The following is an 18635-nucleotide window of genomic DNA, read 5'->3' as shown; positions in this document are numbered from 1 at the left end:
TCTGATAATATAATTATAGAGGTGAATGAGATTGAATAATAATGATACTGTAGATTTACTACAGATTCCTCTTTATCAAGAAATGGTAAGAGTATTTTATGTTGATCGAGGAATGGTTAAGTGGGCAGGAATGTTATTATCAGAACATAGTGAACAACTAAAAGTGCAAGAAGGTTGTAATAATGGGGTTGGTTGATTTTTCGGCTTTTCCAAGGCGAAGTGTGTTATGGATTGATGTAAAATCATTTTTTGCTTCTGTCGAAGCGGTTAAACGAAAAATCGATCCACTGGAAGCCTATATTGCAGTAGTATCAGATCGCCACCGAACCGGTGCAGTTGTTTTGGCAAGTAGTCCTAAGGTTAAGACGGAATACAATATCAAAACTGGTAACAGATTGTTTGAAATACCAAAAAAATCGCCAATTATGATAGTAGAGCCTAATATGGCGCTATACCTTGACATTAATAAAAAAATACAAGAGATTTTTCGAAAGTTTGTGTCTAGTGAAGATTTGCAAGTCTATAGTATTGATGAAGCGATATTAGATGTTACTGCTTATCAAAAATTATTCGGATCAGCGGAAGAAATAGCACAGCGTATTTTAAAAACAGTAAAAAGTGAGCTAGGGTTAGTTGTTAGCATTGGCATTGGTGACAATCCGCTGCTAGCAAAATTAGCGTTAGATAATGACGCAAAAAAAAGACCACCTTGGATTGCCCGGTGGTCTTATGAAAGTATAGATCAAACAGTCTGGAAGATAAAACCAATGACTGCTTTTTGGGGGATTTCAAAAGGCTATGATAAAAAATTAAAGCAAATGGGGATTTATAGTATTGAAAATTTGGCACATTTTGATCCTAATAGACTTAAAAAACATTTAGGAATAATGGGCTTGCAACTTTATTATCATGCTTGGGGCTTAGATGCTAGTATTATTAGGGAGAAAGCCCCTGTTAAAAATAGATCATATAGTAAGAATCAGACTTTAATGCGAGATTACTTTAGCAAAGCTGAAATTTTGATAATCATTAAAGAAATGGTGGGCGATGTTTGTGAAAGGCTACGTAAACATCAAGAAAAGTGTAATGAAATATTTTTAGGTATTGGTTATGCTGATAGAAATTTAGCGGAAGAACTTACCATAAAGATTAAATTAAGTCGACCGGAAAATTCTACAGCGGTTATTAGTGAATTGGCTAGGCGAGAATTTAGCGAAAAGTGGCAAGGACAGCCGGTTCGCTCAGTTAATATTACTGCCAGCAAGATAGTTTCACTAAAGGTTGAACAAATGGAATTATTTTGTGGTGATATTAAAAAAAACGCCCTTGATCAAGTGGTGGATAGTTTGCGTGATAGATTTGGTAAAACATCAATATTTTATGCTGGTTCGCTGGCTGGAGGGACATTTTTAGAACGAGCACATTATGTTGGCGGACATAAAGGTAGCAGTGAGTAAGCTATACTGGTGGATGATTTTTTCTGCCCCATTCACACATTAAATTTAGTATTGGCAATAGCGTTTTTCCTTGCTCCGATAAGGAATACTCGACTTTAGGTGGAATTTGTTGATATTCTTTACGGTTGATGAGATTAGCGGCATCAAGCTCTTTGAGTTGTTGACTTAACATTTTATGCGTTATTCCTAATAACCGTTTTTTTAACTCTCCGTAGCGAAGAATATTATGTTCAAACAAAAGATAAATAATGAGCCATTTCCATTTGCCACCTAAAATTGATAAGGTATATGTTACTGGACATTCTAAAGTTAATGCTTCGTCATGTTTTTTCATAGTCACTCTCCTAAAGTATAGTATCTAACTAAAAAGTGCATACTTTTTTATTTAGAGAATAGCATATATAATTAGCTCAAACAATTAATATTTTATGGAAGGGTAGTGGTTATTGTGAATTCAATCTTTACCAGACGTAGTATCAGGAAGTATTTAAATAAAGAAGTTGATAATAGTATTATTGAACAATTATTAAAAGCAGCGATGCAAGCTCCTTCTGCCGGCAATCAACGGTCGTGGGAATTTATTGTAGTTAGGGAGAAAGAGCTGTTAAATCAGCTAGGGTTAGTTAGTCCATATACAGGACCGGTAAAAGAAAGTAATGTCGCAATTATCGTCTTAGGAAATTTAGCAAATGAAACCGTGAAATTTCCGGAATGTGTACAGCAAGACTTGGCAGCAGCAACTCAAAACATATTATTACAGGCTGCTGAACTTGATTTGGGAACAGTTTGGCTTGGGGTTGCACCAGTCGAAGAAAGAATGGAAAAGGTCAGAAGTTTATTTAACTTACCGCAATCAATTATGCCGTTTTCGATAGTTGCCATTGGATATTCTGATGTTAAGAATAACTACATTGATCGCTATGAACCTAATAAAGTTCATTATGAAAAATATTAAAATAAAAATCACCTAAGTTTAAAGATGAAGTGCACCCCAAATGTTAGACAACCAAGTCTAATATTTGGAGGTGCATTTTTTATTTTATGGTTGAATCTTTCAAAAAAAATAAAGATATGGTAAAATTATCAAAAATAACATTAAATAATACCTAAAAATGTGATAAATATCAAAGAAATTTAACTTAAAACCAGCTATTATATAAATCAAAGGACAAGATAAAATATGGGAGGGCTTAATGATGTTACCTACAGGGGCTAATTTACAAAAGATTCACAATGGCAATAAAACATATGCAATTACACCACATTTACCGGGCGGTTTTATAAAACCTGATATGTTAGAGAAATATGTTAATGTTGCAAGAAAATATCATGGAGTATTGAAATTAACTTCAGCACAACGAATTATGATTACAGGACTAAAAGCAGAAGATATTGATAGTATTTGGGATGAATTGGGGATGAATCCGGCCATTGGATTTGCTAATTGTGTTAGAAGCGTAAAAATTTGTCCAGGAATAGCGTTTTGTAAAAGAGCAAAGCAAGATAGTATTAAATTAGGTTTTGAGCTAGATCGACGCTATATCAAAAAAGAGATGCCGTCAAGGATGAAAATGGGCGTTTCTGGTTGTCCTAACTCTTGTTCGGAGGCTGTAATTAAAGATGTGGGGGTTATCGGTACGGACATAGGGTGGGATATTTATGTTGGTGGCAGTGCTGGAGCACATCCGCGATTAGGCGATAGATTAATAACAGGATTGAATTATGAAGATACTTTAAAGATTGTTGATATTATTGTGAGATACTATCAAAAAAATGCTGATATTGAAAGAGTTGGAGAATTTATTGATAGAATTGGCTTTGAAAAGTTTAAAACTGATGTTTTAGGTGAATTTGAAAATGATATTATCTCGCTAGAACAGGAAAAACCATACTCTCAAACAGAAGTATTACAGCCGATACCAGGAGGACTTACTGAAGGAACATTGGTGTTTGGTGATATGATAACTGCCCAAAGTATTATTGCCGATATTATTAGAGTTTATCCGCAGACTATTCCGGTATTGCGTTCTTTTGGAATGGGATGTTTAGGCTGTCCTTCGGCTACGGGTGAAGAATTACAAAAAGCAGCTGATATTCATGGTATTGAAGTTAATGAGCTGATAACAGCATTAAATGAAATTATTGTAAGAGGTGAAAACTAATGAGTGCATTTATTGGACCAATTCATTATTGGCTATATTCGAAAATTCAAATAGTTAATAACAGAGAAGATTTTATTTATCAAAAATTAAGTGCTGTTTGTGGTGATACAGTAGAAGAGTTAAGAGAGCAAGTTTGGCAAACTTATGGAAAACCACTGCCTAAAGTTGATTTAGCCGAATTAATCGAGCATGATAATATTCACGGCTGGCTACAACGCCAAATAAATTTAGCAGAATCTAGAGAAGCGGCCTTGATTAAAGAGACCCTAGCTTTTTGTGGAGCTACGGCGAAAGATTTAATAAAAGAAGCCTTTAAAGAACATGGTGCAATAATTGGTAACTCAGTACAAAACACTGAAAAATATGATGCTTTAACAGCTAAGGGGTTATATGTAATATTAAATGATTATTATCTAAATGGAATGCCCTGTGACCAAGCTGATATGGTTATACAGTCAGATGATGATAGCATCCTTTGGAGAATTGGCCATTGTTTGCAAGAACCTAACTGGAAGAGGGTTAATATCAGTCCAGCAATAATGTTGGAGCTTTATCAAAGTTGGTTGGAAGCATTTGTTGGTGCTCTTAATAATAATTTTTCGTTTAGAGTAATAGAAAGTGAAAATAGCTTAACTTATGAAATTTTTAAGAACTAAAAATATTATAAGCAAAGCTGAGAAGTAAAGTATGAAAATAGCAATTATAGTAAATGAAGAAACAATGATGCGGTGTAGTGGTGGTGGGTGCTTAAAAGCTTTTTTTACTAAAAGTGACTCATTTCAGCGGTATGTTGATAATGAATTAGAATTAGTAGCATTCACTCATAATGGTGGTGATATAACTAAAAAAATTGCAACACTACAAAGTAAAGGCGTTGATGTTGTACACTTATCATCATGTCTTAGAGCAAAATATGAAAACTATGAAGCTTTCGCGCAGCAACTAGCAGAAAACTTTGCAGTAGTAGGCTATACCCACGGTGGGGCAAGCGGGAAAACTAGAGATAGTATAATTTTAAATAAAGTTAGTAAATAAAAACTAGCTATTGACAGATAATTGTCGATAGCTAGTTTTACTGTGTAAAAATTTTTAATTTATCAGTAGGTTAAAATGGTAACTAAGGCCAGAAGTAATAATGAAAAAAAGGGAAATAAGCTTATTATGAAGAAGTAAATATTAAATAAAATATTTTTTAAATTATATTGAGCAGGAGGATTATTGTGAAAATAATCAAAATAGTCTTAACTTTACTAGTGATAGTTTTGATGGCTGATACAACAGTTTTTGCAGCAAGTGCAGCTAGTCAAAGAGCAGAGTTAAATCAAAAAACAAATTCTACGTTAGAACAGTTATATCAAAAACAGCCTAAAGCCCGCCAAGTTATTGCCAATTCTAAAGGTTATGCCGTATTTAATAATACCGGCTTTAAGCTTGGAATTTTAGGTAGTTCTCACGGCAGAGGGATGGCGGTAAACAATTTGACTGGTGAAAAAGTTTATATGAAAATGAAAGAATATCAAGCTGGATTGGGTCTTGGAATAAAAGAATATGCGATTATTTTTGTTTTCACCGATAGCGACTCATTAAATTCTTTTGTCCAAAAAGGCTGGTCGTTTGGGGCACAAGCAACGGCTGTTGCTGATGACGGAATCAGTGGCGGGGCATTAGAAGGTGCGATTCATGTTGACAATGGTGTTTGGATGTATCAAATGACAACAAAAGGCTTGGCTGCAGAATTAGCGGTAAAAGGAACAAATTATTATCGCGATAAAAACCTAAACTAATACTTAGTAATAGTTATAAAATTATGCTTAAATGGCATCATTTTTTTTGGCATTTTATAAATTTTTCCATAAAGATTTAAAGGGATTTAAAAAGATTTGTTTAACTAAAAGAGTATAATCAGCAGATACAATAGAGGTATACTTTAGCAAGGAGTGAGTGCGGTTATGAAAAAATTAATAATGATTGTTATGCTAATTTCGTTATGTTTTTTCAGTTTGGCTTTTGCGAATGATAGCAAGGAAATAATAGATCAATATAAGTATCCGGTGACACTTGATGGTACTACTTTGTTTGAAATTAAAGCGAAAATCGGCTCTTTTACACCGGAAGACAGGGCTAAAAGAATAAGTGAGAGATTGGTAAAAATAGGGCAAAACATCTCGTTGTCTTTAGATAATATAGATATAAAAGATAGTGAATATGAACAAAATATTGTTATTGGAAACAATATAATATTAACAATTACCAATGCTGATGCAGTATCTGAGCATCTCGAAATAAAGAAATTAGCACAAGAGCGTAAAGAACAGATAACATATGCTTTAAAAATATATCGTGAAGAACGGAAAATGCAAAACTTAGCAATTAATATTTTGAAAGCTATTTTGGCAACTGCTTTTGTAGTATTTTTGCTAAAAGCCATTAAAAATGTTTTACAGTATATATTAGATAAACTAAAACAATGGATAGTTTCTTTAGAAAAAAAAATAAAAGTGGTGTCAGAGCAACAACTCTTAAAATTTACTGAAAAATTGTTAAGATATGTTGGCTATATTATCAAAGTAATAGTTTTTTATCTTTATATTTATTATATTTTAAGTTTATTTCCTGATACCAGACAATACAGCAATCAATTGTTAAATTATATTGTAACTCCGTTACAGTTAGGGTTTACAAGCGTTGTAGCCTATTTACCAAATCTATTAATTATTTGTTTGATTTTATTATGTTGTAATTATATTTTAAAATTTTTCAAAATGATTTTCACTGGTATTGAGAAAGGTAAATTTAATTTTGAGGGTTTTTATCCGGAGTGGAGTTATCCAACATATCAAATTGTAAAATTTTTAATTTTTGCAATGACCTTAGTATTTATTTACCCTTATATGCCAGGCGCTAACTCACCAATTTTTCAAGGTGTTTCAGTGTTGGTTGGTTTGTTATTTTCTTTTGGGTCAACTTCAGCAATTGCCAATATTATTGCTGGAATATCATTGACTTATACTAGAGCTTTTGCTATTGGTGATAGAGTTAAAGTGGGGGACAATATTGGTGATGTATTGGAAAAAACTTTGCTTGTGACAAGAATTAGAACGATTAAAAATGTTGATATTTCTATTCCCAATTCGACAATTTTTAATTCTCCGATCATAAATTATAGTAGAGCAATGAAAGAAACAAACTTAATTTTGCACACAACAATCACAATCGGTTATGATGTACCTTGGCGAAAAGTTCATGAATTATTAATTGAGGCGGCACTAGCGACCGATGGTATATTAAAGGAACCAAAGCCCTTTGTTTTTCAAGAGAGCCTAGATGACTTTGCGGTTTCGTATCAAATTAATGCTTATACTGATAAGCCAAATGCCATGGCTAGTATTTATTCTTACCTTCACCAAAACATTCAAGATTATTTTAATGAGGCTGCAGTGGAAATAATGTCACCACATTATTCTGCACTGCGAGATGGAAATAAGCTAACTATGCCTCAAGACAGTATAACCACGGAGGCGGAAGTGGGGGCGTTTAATGTCAAGATAACTAACAAATGATAGTAATTTTATAATACAACAGTGCCAAGATACTAAACTAAAATGGTACTGTTGTATTATTTTTTATTATTTAACAATAATTTTTAATAATGAGTATTGACAATTATAAAGTATAAGAGTAATATAAATTTCGTCAGTTGAGAAAGATTATCATTATCGCAGAAATGCGATTTTTAAATTAAGTTCATTTGATAACGATTATCATTCTAAAGAGGAGAGTGTTGGTGTGGAAACAACATTAGATTTGATTAAAACAGGGCAGACCTGTAAAGTAGTAAAAATTTTAGGTAATGGAGCTATTAAAAGAAGAATTATTGATATGGGTATTGTTACCGGAACTGAAATAAAGGTTCAAAAATATGCACCATTAGGCGACCCAATTGAAATTAAAGTTAAAAATTTCAATTTGTCGTTACGCAAAAATGAAGCTTCCTTAATAGCAGTGGAAGAATTTAATTAATAACAGGGAGAAGATATTTATTATGGATAAAAACAATCTTAACGATAAAGGTAATTTGACAGTTGCATTAGCAGGTAATCCAAACTCTGGTAAAACTACTATTTTTAATAATATTACCGGAGCAAGACAGCATGCCGGTAATTATCCTGGCGTTACGGTAGAGCGTAGAGAAGGCTTTAAAAACTTTGCAGGTAAAGAGTTATTGATAATTGATTTACCGGGAACATACAGTTTAACAGCTCATTCGCTAGACGAACTAGTAGCACGAAATGTTGTTATTGATGAACGACCAGATGTGATTGTTAATATTCTGGATGCCTCAAATTTAGAGAGAAATCTTTATCTGGCAGTCCAAATGCTAGAAATGGAACGCCCGATGGTTGTCTGTTTAAATATGTTGGATGTAGCTGAAAAAATTGGTGAAAAAGTAAATGATAAATTATTAGCAGAAAAACTTGGTGTAGCAGTAGTTAAGTCAATCGGTAATAAAAATGAGGGCACTAATGACATCTTAGAAAAAGTTGTTGTGACAACAGCAAATCAAGAAATTAAACCGTTTAAAGTATTTTATGGTGCAGAAATTGAAGCTAAAATCAGTGAAGTTATAACATGTTTAGAAAATGTCGCTGGCATAAAATATCCGCTACGGTGGTTAGCAATTAAATTATTAGAAAATGATCAAGAAATAGTAACTGCAATCGAAAATAAAGTTGAAGGAAAAACTGTGGTAAGAGTTGTTGAAAAAGCTAGAATTGAGCTTAAAGATAAATTCAGTGAAGAAATTGAACTAGTTCTTGCCGAAAGAAGATATGCTTTTGCTAATGAAATTTACACTGAAGTTACGGAAAAACATTCGCATATGGATGAAAATTTTTCGGATAAAATCGACAATGTTTTAACTCATAAAATATGGGGATTACCAATATTCTTTGGGATTATGTGGTTGTTGTTTAATTTTGTTTTTACAGTGGGCGCCTATCCGCAAGAATGGATTGAAAATGGTATTACTATTTTAGGTGATTTTGTTGGACAAAATATGGCTAACGGTGATTTAAAATCACTAGTGGTTGATGGAATTATTGGTGGTGTTGGAGCGGTTTTATCGTTCTTACCAAATATCTTAATTTTATTTTTAGGAATTGCCTTATTAGAAGATACCGGTTATATGGCTAGAGCCGCTTTTGTTATGGATAGAGTGATGCGAGCAGTGGGCTTACATGGTAAATCCTTTATTCCGTTATTAGTTGGTTTTGGTTGTACTATTCCTTCAATTATGGGTACAAGAACGTTAGAAAATAATAAAGATCGAATGGTTACAATGCTGGTTGCTCCTTTAATGAGTTGTGGTGCTAGATTACCGGTTTATACTTTATTAATCGGGGCATTCTTTAGTGAAGAGATTGCCGGAACAATGCTGTTTTTAGTTTATTTTATTGGAATAATGTTAGCGGTATTAATGGCTTTTATTTTTAGAAAAACATTATTTAAAGGTAATACTGAGCCCTTTATTATGGAAATGCCGAAATATCACCTTCCAACATTGCGTAGTATTGTCACACATATGTGGGAACGTGGGGTATTGTATGTTAAAAAAGCCGGAACACTTATTTTAGCAGCGACAATTTTAATTTGGTTTTTAACAAACTATCCGACAAATGTTGAGTTTAGTAAAGATTATGAGGGCTTGATATCAGGTGCCGAAGAACAATTTAGTCAAAATGTTAATACAGAAGTATTGGCACCACTAGGATTGGAAAAATTAGAAGACAATACTGAACTAGTAACTATGGTTAATAATTTAAAAGAAGCTACTAATAGTGAAAATACTAATGCTGAAAACTTAGATAGTTTTGTAGCAGAAAATACCGCTTTAGTGGGGTTTGCAAAAAAGTATGTAATGCTAGAAAGTGAAAAAGATGAAAAAGTATCATTATTAGCTAATGAACAAGCCGGCGAAAGCTTGGCAGCAAGTTATTCCGGACAAATCGGCAGAGTAATTGAACCGGTTATTAAACCACTGGGCTTTGATTGGAAAATTGGTGTGGGCTTAGTTTCCGGAATGGCGGCGAAAGAAGTTTTAGTAAGTACATTGGGAACTATTTATAGTGTAGGTGAAGCCGATGAAGAAAGTACTCCATTAGCTGAAGCGATAAAAAATGATCCAATCTTTAGCCCATTAGTAGCTTTTTCGTTAATGATTTTTACACTGCTTTATTCGCCGTGTTTTGCAGCATTAGCAGTATTAAAAAGAGAAACAAACTCTTGGAAATGGACTGGTTTTACTTTTCTTTATTCTACAATATTAGCGTGGATCGCTAGTTTTGCGATTTATCAAATTGGAACATTATTAGGATATTAAGCCTGAAGGGAGGTGCTAGTTTTGATATTAAAATTTCGGTTAATATTAATGACTATTATATTAATTCCTCAATTCACTATGATTATATTAGCGCAGCAAAGTTCGTTAATGGTGCAAAAAGATTTTAATCAAGTCAGCGCGATAACCTTTGCAGTATCAATATTTCTAGCATTATCCCTACCTAGTTTAATTATAAAAATGTTGGTTGGTAATCCTTTGGGTAAAATCAAAACTTTTTCCAATAAAATTAAAGATGGATTTTATAATGAAAGATTGTCTGTGCCGAAAGATTCAGCCAATCAAGATGATGAAGATGATTTTAAATCAGTGATGCGAAATATGAACTGGATGGCTAGGAAAATAGCATTGCGTGAAACCGAGTTAAAAGAAACCATAAAGGAATTGGCGGAATCACGCCGCTATATTAATAAACAAAATGAAAAATTAATACTGGTTAATAAAAAACTAATTACAATGCAACAAGATTTAGAAAAACGCAGTAAGGACTTAGAAATTGCTTATCAACAAATGAAAAAAATGGCAATGACTGACCCTTTAACCGGAATTGCAAATCGGCGAAAATTTTTTAGTGAACTTGATAAAATTATTATTAATAAAAATGACTTTGAACATAATTTATCGATAGTGATGATTGATATTGATCATTTTAAAAAAGTTAACGATACCTATGGGCATGAAATTGGCGATAAAGTTTTAGCGGAGGTGGCTGAAATTTTAAAACAAAATACCAGAACTGATGATGTTGTGGCAAGAGTTGGTGGCGAAGAGTATGCCATAATGTTTCAAGATATAACATCAGAGCAGACTTTAGAGATTATCAAGAGAATAAAAAGTACTATTGAGAATAATAGTTTTATGATTGATAAAAAGAATTATTTAAATGTAACAATTTCCGCAGGTTTGTGTAGCTTACATCATTTGCCGGAAAAGATTGATAAAATATATGAATACGCTGATACAGCTTTATATTATTCCAAAAATAATGGTAGAAATATAATCTCGATTTTTAATCCTGTAACAGGAGAAGTTAATATAGCAAAATGTGCATAAAGAGAGGAGCATTATTATGTCGATAGTAGTTTTTGGTGGTGATTGTTTATGCGAAAAGATCATGGTCTTCGGTCGAAGAAAAATTAAAAGATGGTTCTTATCTTAAAAGTATATAAGAAGGTGAGTTTATAATGGAAAAATTGATTTTAGGTTTAATTGGTATTATAGCGGTAGGTTACTTGATACAGTTGGCAGTAAAAAGTTCTCAAGGAAAAGAAGTGTGTCAGTGTTCGTCCGCTAATTCATGTGCTGGAAAATGTTGTAGTCAAGCAACAAAGAAAGGGTAGTGGTTATGAAGATTAAAGTTGATGGTGATGACAATGAATTGCACTTACAAGTAAATGGTGATATTTACAAAGAACATGCTGAATGCCTTTGTGATATGGCGTTTGGTCATGCTCAACGAGGTGTTAAAAAAGTTGATATTCAAATTTGTAAATCATGTTATATCAATAGCAAAGGCCATAAATATCTTTGTGAAATGAAAACTTTTTTAGAAAAGCAAGGCGTGGAAGTAACAGTGCAAAAAAATTAGCATTGACAATTAATATGACCAGTTGTATATTAAAAACATGAGTAGAAAAAACAATAATGAAATAAAAAAGACAAAAGATAACATTTTAGCAAAAGGTTTAAGTTTATTTGAAGCAAAAGGCTACAATGCCACAGGCATTCAAGAAATTGCTGATGCCGCCGAGATTCCCAAAGGTTCTTTTTATAATTATTTTTCCAGTAAAGAGGATTTTGGGGTGGCAGTTATTAATTTTTACACTGAAAAACATCTTTTGGAATGGACAACACGCATTAATAGTAATAGTCAAGACAATGAGAAATTAATACAAGTTTTTCTTGATATTACCAAAGATTATGATTGTTCAGAGTCACAAAAAGGGTGCTTATTAGGTAATTTAGCTGCTGAAATCAGTGCTGCCAGTGATAAATGCCGAAACGCTTTAGCAGTGGCAATTAAGTCTTTTAAAGAAGTCTTAATTGAACGAATTATTATCGGACAAGCTAATGGTGAATTTACTACTGCTATAGCACCGGAAAGAATTGCTGATTTGATTTGGAATAATTGGCAAGGTAGTCTATTGGAATTGAAAGTAAAAAAATCAATAGAACCGTTGCAAAATAACTTACAAACTTTATTTAATTGTTTATCTTGATAAATATATGCTTCAAACTGCATATATTTATTTTTCAAAATTATTAGACGAATGGTCATTTTAAAAGGAGATGAGAATACAGTGGATTTTATCAATGTAAATTATGAGCAATGTACAAAATGTGGTATTTGCGTAGAGGTTTGCCCAAATGATACGCTAACAATGGCGGAAGTTGGTCCGGTGATTGCCAAAGATTCTTGTATGGAATGTGGACATTGTGTAGCGATTTGTCCAGTTGGCGTGCTTGATAATAAAAAAACGCCCAAACAAGAAACTGTTCCAGTAGCAATACCGGTAATAGATGCTGATACAGCCAGTGCCTTTTTAAGATCAAGACGTTCTATAAGATGTTATAAAGAAGATACAGTTGAGCGCAATAAAATAGTATCATTACTTGATGTTGCCAGAATGGCACCAACGGCGATTAATACTCAAGGCGTTAGTTATCATGTTATAGATGATAAAGATGTTTTAAAAAATATTATTGAAGTTGTTGTTACTTGGATGGAAACATTAATTACTGCTAAAAACCCCTTAGGTCTTTATTTTAAAGGTTATGTTGACAGATACCGTCAAGAAGGTAAGGATGGTATCTTAAGAGGGGCACCGGGCCTGATATTAGCAACGATTGATAAAGCTATGTTGCCAAGAGGGCGTGATAATGCTAGGTTTGCCTTAACTTATGCGGAATTATATGCAAATACAATAAATCTTGGAACTTGCTGGGCTGGTATTGTTGAAGCTTGTTTTGTAGCAGAATATAAACCTTTATTAGAGTTAGTGACGCTAGGTCATAATAAGGTTGTAGCAGGTGCATTGATGGTTGGTTATCCAAAATATAAATTTAAAAGAACAGTAAGTAGAAAAGCCTTGACCATAGCTTGGCAATAAAAATATGAGGTGATAGCAATGAGTTTATATGAAATAACAGTTCCATTAGCCCGAGGGGGCGAACAGTCTCTAGCAGAATACAAAGATAAGGTCTTATTAATTGTTAATACTGCCAGCAAATGTGGTTTTACCCCGCAATTTAAAGATTTAGAAGAAATTTATTTAAAGTATAAAGACAAAGGGTTGGTAATTTTAGGATTTCCGTGCGATCAATTTCTAAAGCAAGAATTTGATAATAATGAAGAGATTCAAAACTTTTGTCAAATCAATTATGGAGTTTCTTTCCCGATTTTTGCCAAAATTGATGTCAAAGGGAAAAATGCTCATCCTTTATTTAAACATCTAACAGAAAATTCTTCAGGATTTTTCAATAGCAGTATCAAGTGGAATTTTACTAAATTTTTAGTAAATAAAAATGGAGAGGTTGTCAATCGTTATGCTCCGACTACTAATCCACAAAGCATTGTTCCGGATATCGAAAAATTATTATAAAAAAGGCCGAAGGGCCTTTTTTTTATTTAACAGCAAAAATTATGATATAATAAAAAAAGTGTAACTTAAAAGAAGAGAATGATGTTTATGGAAAAAAATATGACTGTCGGTAATCCGGCAAAGCTAATTTTTATGTTTACTCTACCCTTGATTGCCGGTAATATTGTTCAACAATTTTATATTGTAGTTGATACCTTAATTGTTGGTAGAACCTTGGGAATAAATGCTCTGGCGGCGGTTGGTTCAACCGGAAGCTTGATGTTTTTAATGATAGGCTTTTTGATAGGACTAACCAGTGGTTTTTCGATTGTCACCGGACAAAGATTTGGCGCTAATGATATAAAAGGCGTCAAAAACAGTGTTGTAACTTGTATTATTTTGACTGTTTTATGTAGTATCGTTTTAACGTTGAGTGGAGTTTTATCGGCAAAATTTTTACTGGAAATAATGCAAACTCCGCCCGAAATTATTGAAGATGCTTATAACTTTTTAGTAATAATATATGGCGGAATTGGTGCCACAATGTTATTTAACATGATGGCAAACTTAATCAGGGCAATTGGTGACAGTAAATCGCCCCTATGGTTTTTAATTTTTGGTAGCTTTTTAAATATTGGGCTAGAGCTATTATTTATTATAGTTTTCAAAATGGGCATTCCCGGAGCGGCCTTAGCTACTGTTTTGGCACAGATTTTAGCAGGTGGACTTTGTTTTTTATATATTTTAAAAAAATTACCAATTTTAAGAATTACCAAAAGTGATTGGCAGATTGACTATAAGAGTATTATGCAACATCTAAGAATTGGTTTTCCGATGGCATTTCAAGCAATTTTGATAGCATTAGGAGCGATTATTGTTCAAGTTGCTTTAAATGGTTTAGGTTCAGAAGCTATTGCGGCGTTTGCTGCTGCTCAAAAAATTGATATGATTGCAATAATGCCGATGATGTCATTTGGGATGGCAATGGCTACTTATACTGCTCAAAACTATGGTGCACAAAATATTCTTAGAATAAAGCAAGGGGTCAATCAATGTATCTTGATGTCAGGGTTATTTAGCCTTGGTATTGGTATTGTTAATATTTTTTATGGTGGCTATATGGCGAGTTTCTTTGTCGGCCCCGGAGAAACTAAAGTTATATCCTTAGCACAAACTTATTTACATATTAGCGGACTATTTTACTGGATTTTGGCACTGTTATTTATCTATCGCTATACCTTGCAGGGATTAGGAAAAAGTTTAGTTCCAACCATTGCCGGCATTATGGAACTGTTTATGCGAATCTTTGCCGCTGTCTATATGGCAAACTATTTTGGCTTCACCGGCGTTTGTAGTGCTAGCCCGCTAGCGTGGATTGGTTCGGCAGTGCCACTGATAATTGCTTATTATTACACTATGAAATATCAATTTAAAACATAGGAGTTGTGTTATGATGGAGATAAAAAGAGACGGAACAATGTTTTACTGTGGTGATAGCAAAAATCCATTAGCTAAAATAACTTTTTATTATCAAGATAATTTAATAGTCGTTGATCATACTTATGTTTCACCAGCACTAAGAGGACAAAAAATTGGACAAAAGCTGTTAAGCGAGATTATTTTTTTGGCAAAAAGTGAAGGGAAAAGTATTGATCCTAAATGTAGTTTTGTCAAAAAAGAATTAAATAATGATAGTGAACATAAAACCTTAATTTATCAAGACAATACTAAGGAGGCAAAAAATAGTGAAAATAGCAAATAGTTTAACAGAATTAATCGGAAAGACGCCGTTATTAAGATTAAATAACTATGAAAAAAACAATAAAATTGAAGCAAATATTATTGCTAAAGTTGAATTTTTTAATCCTATGAGCAGTATTAAGGATCGGGTAGCCTTATCGATGATTGATGATGGTATGGCAAATGGTAAAATCAATAAAGATACAGTTATTATTGAGCCAACTAGTGGCAATACCGGTATTGGATTAGCGATGGTTACAGCAGCTAGAGGGCTTAAATTAATTTTAACAATGCCTGATACTATGAGTATTGAACGTCGATTGATTGTTTCAGCATTAGGCGCAGAAGTTGTCTTAACTCCTGGCGAAGAAGGCATGCAAGGCTCTATTAATGAAGCGAAAAGATTGGCAAAAAAATATGGCAATGCTTTTATCCCGCAACAATTTGAAAACTCCGCTAATCCGCTGGTCCACAAAGTAAAGACGGCACAAGAAATTTGGCAGGATACAGCCGGTAAAGTTGATATTTTTATTGCCGGAGTTGGTACCGGTGGGACTATTTCTGGTGTTGGTGAAGCACTAAAAGAAAAAAATCCTAATGTTAAGATTATTGCCGTTGAGCCTAAAGGTTCAGCAGTGTTAGCAGGAGGAAGTCCGGGAGTGCATAACTTACAAGGAATTGGCGCTGGATTTATTCCGGCAGTGATGAATATGGAAATAATTGATGAAGTTATTGGTGTCGAAGATGATGAAGCCTATATCGCAGCACGTGAAGTGGCGAAAACAGAAGGCTTATTAGTTGGTATTTCCTCCGGTGCAGTACTTCATGCTGCCACTGTAATAAGTGCTAGAAAAGAAAACAAAGGGAAAAACATCGTTGTCTTATTACCTGATTCTGGTGAAAGATATTTATCAACAGTACTATTTAAATAAAGATAATATTAAAGAGTCCTTAATAGCTTGAATTTTAAAATTCAGCTACTAAGGACTCTTTTTTATTGATAAAATAAGTTAATATCCGTAGTTTATAATCAATAAATGTTTAAAATACAATTAATTTTTTGAAACTCAACCAAAGCAATATACTTATATATTAATCTTTGTTAAAATATAGGAAGTGTTATTTTTTATTTTGGTTAAGAATTATTACTAAAGATTTTTTAAAGTGTGATGTTGAGAGAAATGTTCATACAATACTTATACTAGTGGAATTATAATAATTGGAGGTAGAACAATGTCGAGTGTGGTACAGCGTGCGGAGTTACAATCTCAAATCTGGAAGATTGCGAATGATGTTAGAGGTTCGGTCGATGGTTGGGATTTTAAACAATATGTTTTAGGAACGCTATTTTATCGTTTTATTAGTGAAAATTTTGCTAAACATTTTGAACAAGGTGACGATAGCATTAACTATGCAGAGTTTCCTGATGATGCTATTCCTGAAGAACTTAAAATTGATGCTATTAAAACAAAAGGATATTTTATCTATCCTAGTCAGTTATTTTGTAATATTGCAAAAGCAGCGAACAATAATGAAAATTTGAATACTGATCTGGCCAATATTTTTTCTGCTATTGAAAATTCTGCGAATGGTTATCCCTCGGAACTTGATATAAAAGGGCTATTTGCTGATTTTGATACTACTAGCAATAGGCTCGGTAATACGGTAAAGGATAAAAATACTACTTTGGCGGCGGTAATAAAAGGTGTTGAAGGGCTCAATTTTGGTGAATTTACTGATAATCAGATTGACTTATTTGGTGACGCTTATGAATTTTTGATTTCAAATTATGCTGCTAATGCCGGAAAATCTGGGGGAGAGTTTTTTACTCCTCAAAGTGTATCAAAACTTATCGCACAATTAGCGATTCATAATCAAACCAGCATTAATAAAATTTATGATCCGGCGGCCGGTTCCGGTTCATTGTTGCTACAAGCAAAAAAACAATTTGATGACCATATTATTGAAGATGGTTTTTATGGCCAAGAGATTAATCATACGACTTATAACTTGGCCCGAATGAATATGTTTTTACATAATATTAATTATGATAAATTCCAAATGGCGCTAGGTAATACGTTGTTAGAACCGCACTTTGCTGATGAAAAGCCATTTGACGCGATTGTTTCCAATCCGCCATATTCTGTAAAATGGATTGGTAGTGACGATCCGACCTTAATTAATGATGATAGATTTGCACCAGCAGGGGTATTAGCGCCAAAATCTAAAGCTGATTTTGCCTTTGTACTTCATGCCCTTAGCTATTTGTCGCCGAAAGGACGTGCGGCGATAGTTTGTTTCCCGGGGATTTTTTATCGTGGTGGGGCTGAACAAAAAATTAGGAAATATTTAGTTGATAATAACTTTGTAGAAACTGTTATTGCACTTGCTCCCAATCTTTTTTTTGGTACTTCAATTGCGGTTAATATTTTGGTGTTATCAAAACATAAAACTGATAATACTATTCAATTTATTGATGCCAGTGGTGAAGACTTTTATAAAAAAGAAACTAATAATAATATATTAAACAATGAACATATTAAAAAAATAATGACTATGTTTGATAACAAAGAAGAGGTTGCACATGTTGCGACTAGCGTACCTTATGATGAAATAGTAAAAAATGAATACAATCTGTCAGTAAGCTCTTACGTTGAGGCAAAAGACAACAGAGAAGTTATTGATATAATTGAGTTGAATGCTCAGATAAAAGATACTGTAACAAAAATTGATAAACTGCGTACTGAAATTGATAAAATCATTGAGGTGATTGAATCATGATAACGCCAAACTATTTGGAAAAGTTGCTTGAGGGGATTGAGTTGAAATGGAATCAACTCGATAAAGTTGCGGATTATGAACAACCAACAAAATATTTAGTAAAATCAAAAAATTATAGTGATGATTTTGATACACCAGTTTTAACAGCCGGTAAAACTTTTATACTCGGATATACAGATGAAATAGATGGTATCTATAAAGCATCAAAGAATCCTGTTATTATTTTTGATGACTTTACAACAGCAAATAAATGGGTTGATTTTGATTTTAAAGCTAAATCATCAGCAATGAAGATGATTACATCAAAAAATGAATCAGAAGTTTTATTAAAATATATTTTTTATTGGCTAAATACTTTACCTACTGAATTGGTTGATGGAGATCATAAACGTCAATGGATTAGTAATTTTGCTAATAAATTAATCCCAATCCCACCGCTTCATATCCAAGTCGAAATCGTTCGTATTTTGGATGCATTTACAGAGCTTACAGCAGAGCTTACAGCAGAGCTTACAGC

The 18635-nt window shown here is 33.1% G+C and carries 22 protein-coding genes; 21 read left to right on the top strand and 1 reads right to left on the bottom strand.

All coding sequences use genetic code 11. From position 1 onward, the window contains the following. The first annotated feature begins 31 nt into the window (after positions 1-31). Positions 32-196, top strand: a complete 165-nt coding sequence (locus tag KBI38_00575) for a hypothetical protein (protein MBP8628563.1) — start codon at positions 32-34, stop codon at positions 194-196. Then, positions 183-1457: a DNA polymerase gene (locus tag KBI38_00570; GenBank protein ID MBP8628562.1), complete on the top strand. Its 1275-nt coding sequence runs from the start codon at positions 183-185 to the stop codon at positions 1455-1457. Before KBI38_00575 ends, KBI38_00570 begins: the two co-directional genes overlap by 14 nt. 1 nt (position 1458) lies before the next feature. Here KBI38_00570 and KBI38_00565 read toward each other — a convergent pair whose 3' ends face one another. Beyond that, a complete protein-coding gene (locus KBI38_00565; protein MBP8628561.1) occupies positions 1459-1791 on the bottom strand; it encodes a helix-turn-helix transcriptional regulator in 333 nt (110 codons plus the stop codon). 114 nt (positions 1792-1905) lie between these two features. Here KBI38_00565 and KBI38_00560 point away from each other — a divergent pair, with 114 nt between their 5' ends. The 19 genes from KBI38_00560 to KBI38_00470 form a co-directional block, all read left to right on the top strand. Beyond that, entirely contained in the window at positions 1906-2412 is a 507-nt protein-coding gene (locus tag KBI38_00560) for a nitroreductase family protein (protein MBP8628560.1), read from the top strand. A gap of 241 nt (positions 2413-2653) precedes the next feature. After that, a complete protein-coding gene (locus KBI38_00555; GenBank protein MBP8628559.1) occupies positions 2654-3619 on the top strand; it encodes a DUF1858 domain-containing protein in 966 nt (321 codons plus the stop codon). Then, positions 3619-4275: a hypothetical protein gene (locus tag KBI38_00550; GenBank protein MBP8628558.1), complete on the top strand. Its 657-nt coding sequence runs from the start codon at positions 3619-3621 to the stop codon at positions 4273-4275. The genes KBI38_00555 and KBI38_00550 overlap by 1 nt, the downstream gene beginning before the upstream one ends. Positions 4276-4306: 31 nt before the next feature. Next, positions 4307-4654, top strand: coding sequence for a CGGC domain-containing protein (locus tag KBI38_00545; GenBank protein MBP8628557.1), 348 nt, complete (start codon positions 4307-4309; stop codon positions 4652-4654). A gap of 185 nt (positions 4655-4839) precedes the next feature. Then, positions 4840-5403: a hypothetical protein gene (locus KBI38_00540; protein MBP8628556.1), complete on the top strand. Its 564-nt coding sequence runs from the start codon at positions 4840-4842 to the stop codon at positions 5401-5403. Between the two features lie 165 nt (positions 5404-5568). Beyond that, positions 5569-7179, top strand: coding sequence for a mechanosensitive ion channel family protein (locus tag KBI38_00535; GenBank protein MBP8628555.1), 1611 nt, complete (start codon positions 5569-5571; stop codon positions 7177-7179). Between the two features lie 226 nt (positions 7180-7405). Beyond that, entirely contained in the window at positions 7406-7639 is a 234-nt protein-coding gene (locus KBI38_00530; GenBank protein ID MBP8628554.1) for a ferrous iron transport protein A, read from the top strand. 22 nt (positions 7640-7661) lie between these two features. Then, positions 7662-9998 carry a ferrous iron transport protein B gene (gene feoB, locus KBI38_00525; protein MBP8628553.1) on the top strand — a complete coding sequence of 779 codons (2337 nt, stop codon included), beginning with the start codon at positions 7662-7664 and terminating at the stop codon, positions 9996-9998. A gap of 21 nt (positions 9999-10019) precedes the next feature. Next, positions 10020-11069, top strand: coding sequence for a diguanylate cyclase (locus KBI38_00520; GenBank protein ID MBP8628552.1), 1050 nt, complete (start codon positions 10020-10022; stop codon positions 11067-11069). 131 nt (positions 11070-11200) lie between these two features. Next, positions 11201-11356 carry a hypothetical protein gene (locus tag KBI38_00515; protein MBP8628551.1) on the top strand — a complete coding sequence of 52 codons (156 nt, stop codon included), beginning with the start codon at positions 11201-11203 and terminating at the stop codon, positions 11354-11356. A gap of 5 nt (positions 11357-11361) precedes the next feature. Further along, complete coding sequence (locus KBI38_00510; GenBank protein ID MBP8628550.1) at positions 11362-11604, top strand: hypothetical protein; 243 nt, start codon at positions 11362-11364, stop codon at positions 11602-11604. A 37-nt stretch (positions 11605-11641) separates the two neighbouring features. Continuing rightward, the gene (locus KBI38_00505; GenBank protein MBP8628549.1) at positions 11642-12235 is read left to right on the top strand and encodes a TetR/AcrR family transcriptional regulator; all 594 of its coding nucleotides are present in this window, start codon (positions 11642-11644) and stop codon (positions 12233-12235) included. Between the two features lie 51 nt (positions 12236-12286). Then, the gene (locus tag KBI38_00500) at positions 12287-13126 is read left to right on the top strand and encodes a nitroreductase family protein (GenBank protein ID MBP8628548.1); all 840 of its coding nucleotides are present in this window, start codon (positions 12287-12289) and stop codon (positions 13124-13126) included. Positions 13127-13144: 18 nt separating this feature from the next. Then, entirely contained in the window at positions 13145-13618 is a 474-nt protein-coding gene (locus tag KBI38_00495; protein ID MBP8628547.1) for a glutathione peroxidase, read from the top strand. Positions 13619-13705: 87 nt separating this feature from the next. Next, positions 13706-15037 (top strand): MATE family efflux transporter, encoded by a 1332-nt coding sequence (locus tag KBI38_00490; GenBank protein MBP8628546.1) that lies wholly within the window; start codon positions 13706-13708, stop codon positions 15035-15037. 10 nt (positions 15038-15047) lie between these two features. Beyond that, complete coding sequence (locus KBI38_00485; protein MBP8628545.1) at positions 15048-15359, top strand: N-acetyltransferase; 312 nt, start codon at positions 15048-15050, stop codon at positions 15357-15359. Next, complete coding sequence (cysK, locus tag KBI38_00480; GenBank protein MBP8628544.1) at positions 15343-16269, top strand: cysteine synthase A; 927 nt, start codon at positions 15343-15345, stop codon at positions 16267-16269. The genes KBI38_00485 and cysK overlap by 17 nt, the downstream gene beginning before the upstream one ends. A 301-nt stretch (positions 16270-16570) precedes the next feature. After that, positions 16571-18118 (top strand): type I restriction-modification system subunit M, encoded by a 1548-nt coding sequence (locus KBI38_00475; GenBank protein MBP8628543.1) that lies wholly within the window; start codon positions 16571-16573, stop codon positions 18116-18118. Then, positions 18115-18635 (top strand): restriction endonuclease subunit S (locus KBI38_00470; protein ID MBP8628542.1); only part of this gene is annotated, 521 nt, incomplete at its 3' end. The genes KBI38_00475 and KBI38_00470, both read left to right, overlap by 4 nt.

Source organism: Negativicutes bacterium (genome assembly GCA_018052945.1).
Classification (GTDB): Bacteria; Bacillota; Negativicutes; order JAGPMH01; family JAGPMH01; genus JAGPMH01.
This window is presented reverse-complemented; position numbering and strand designations above follow the sequence as displayed.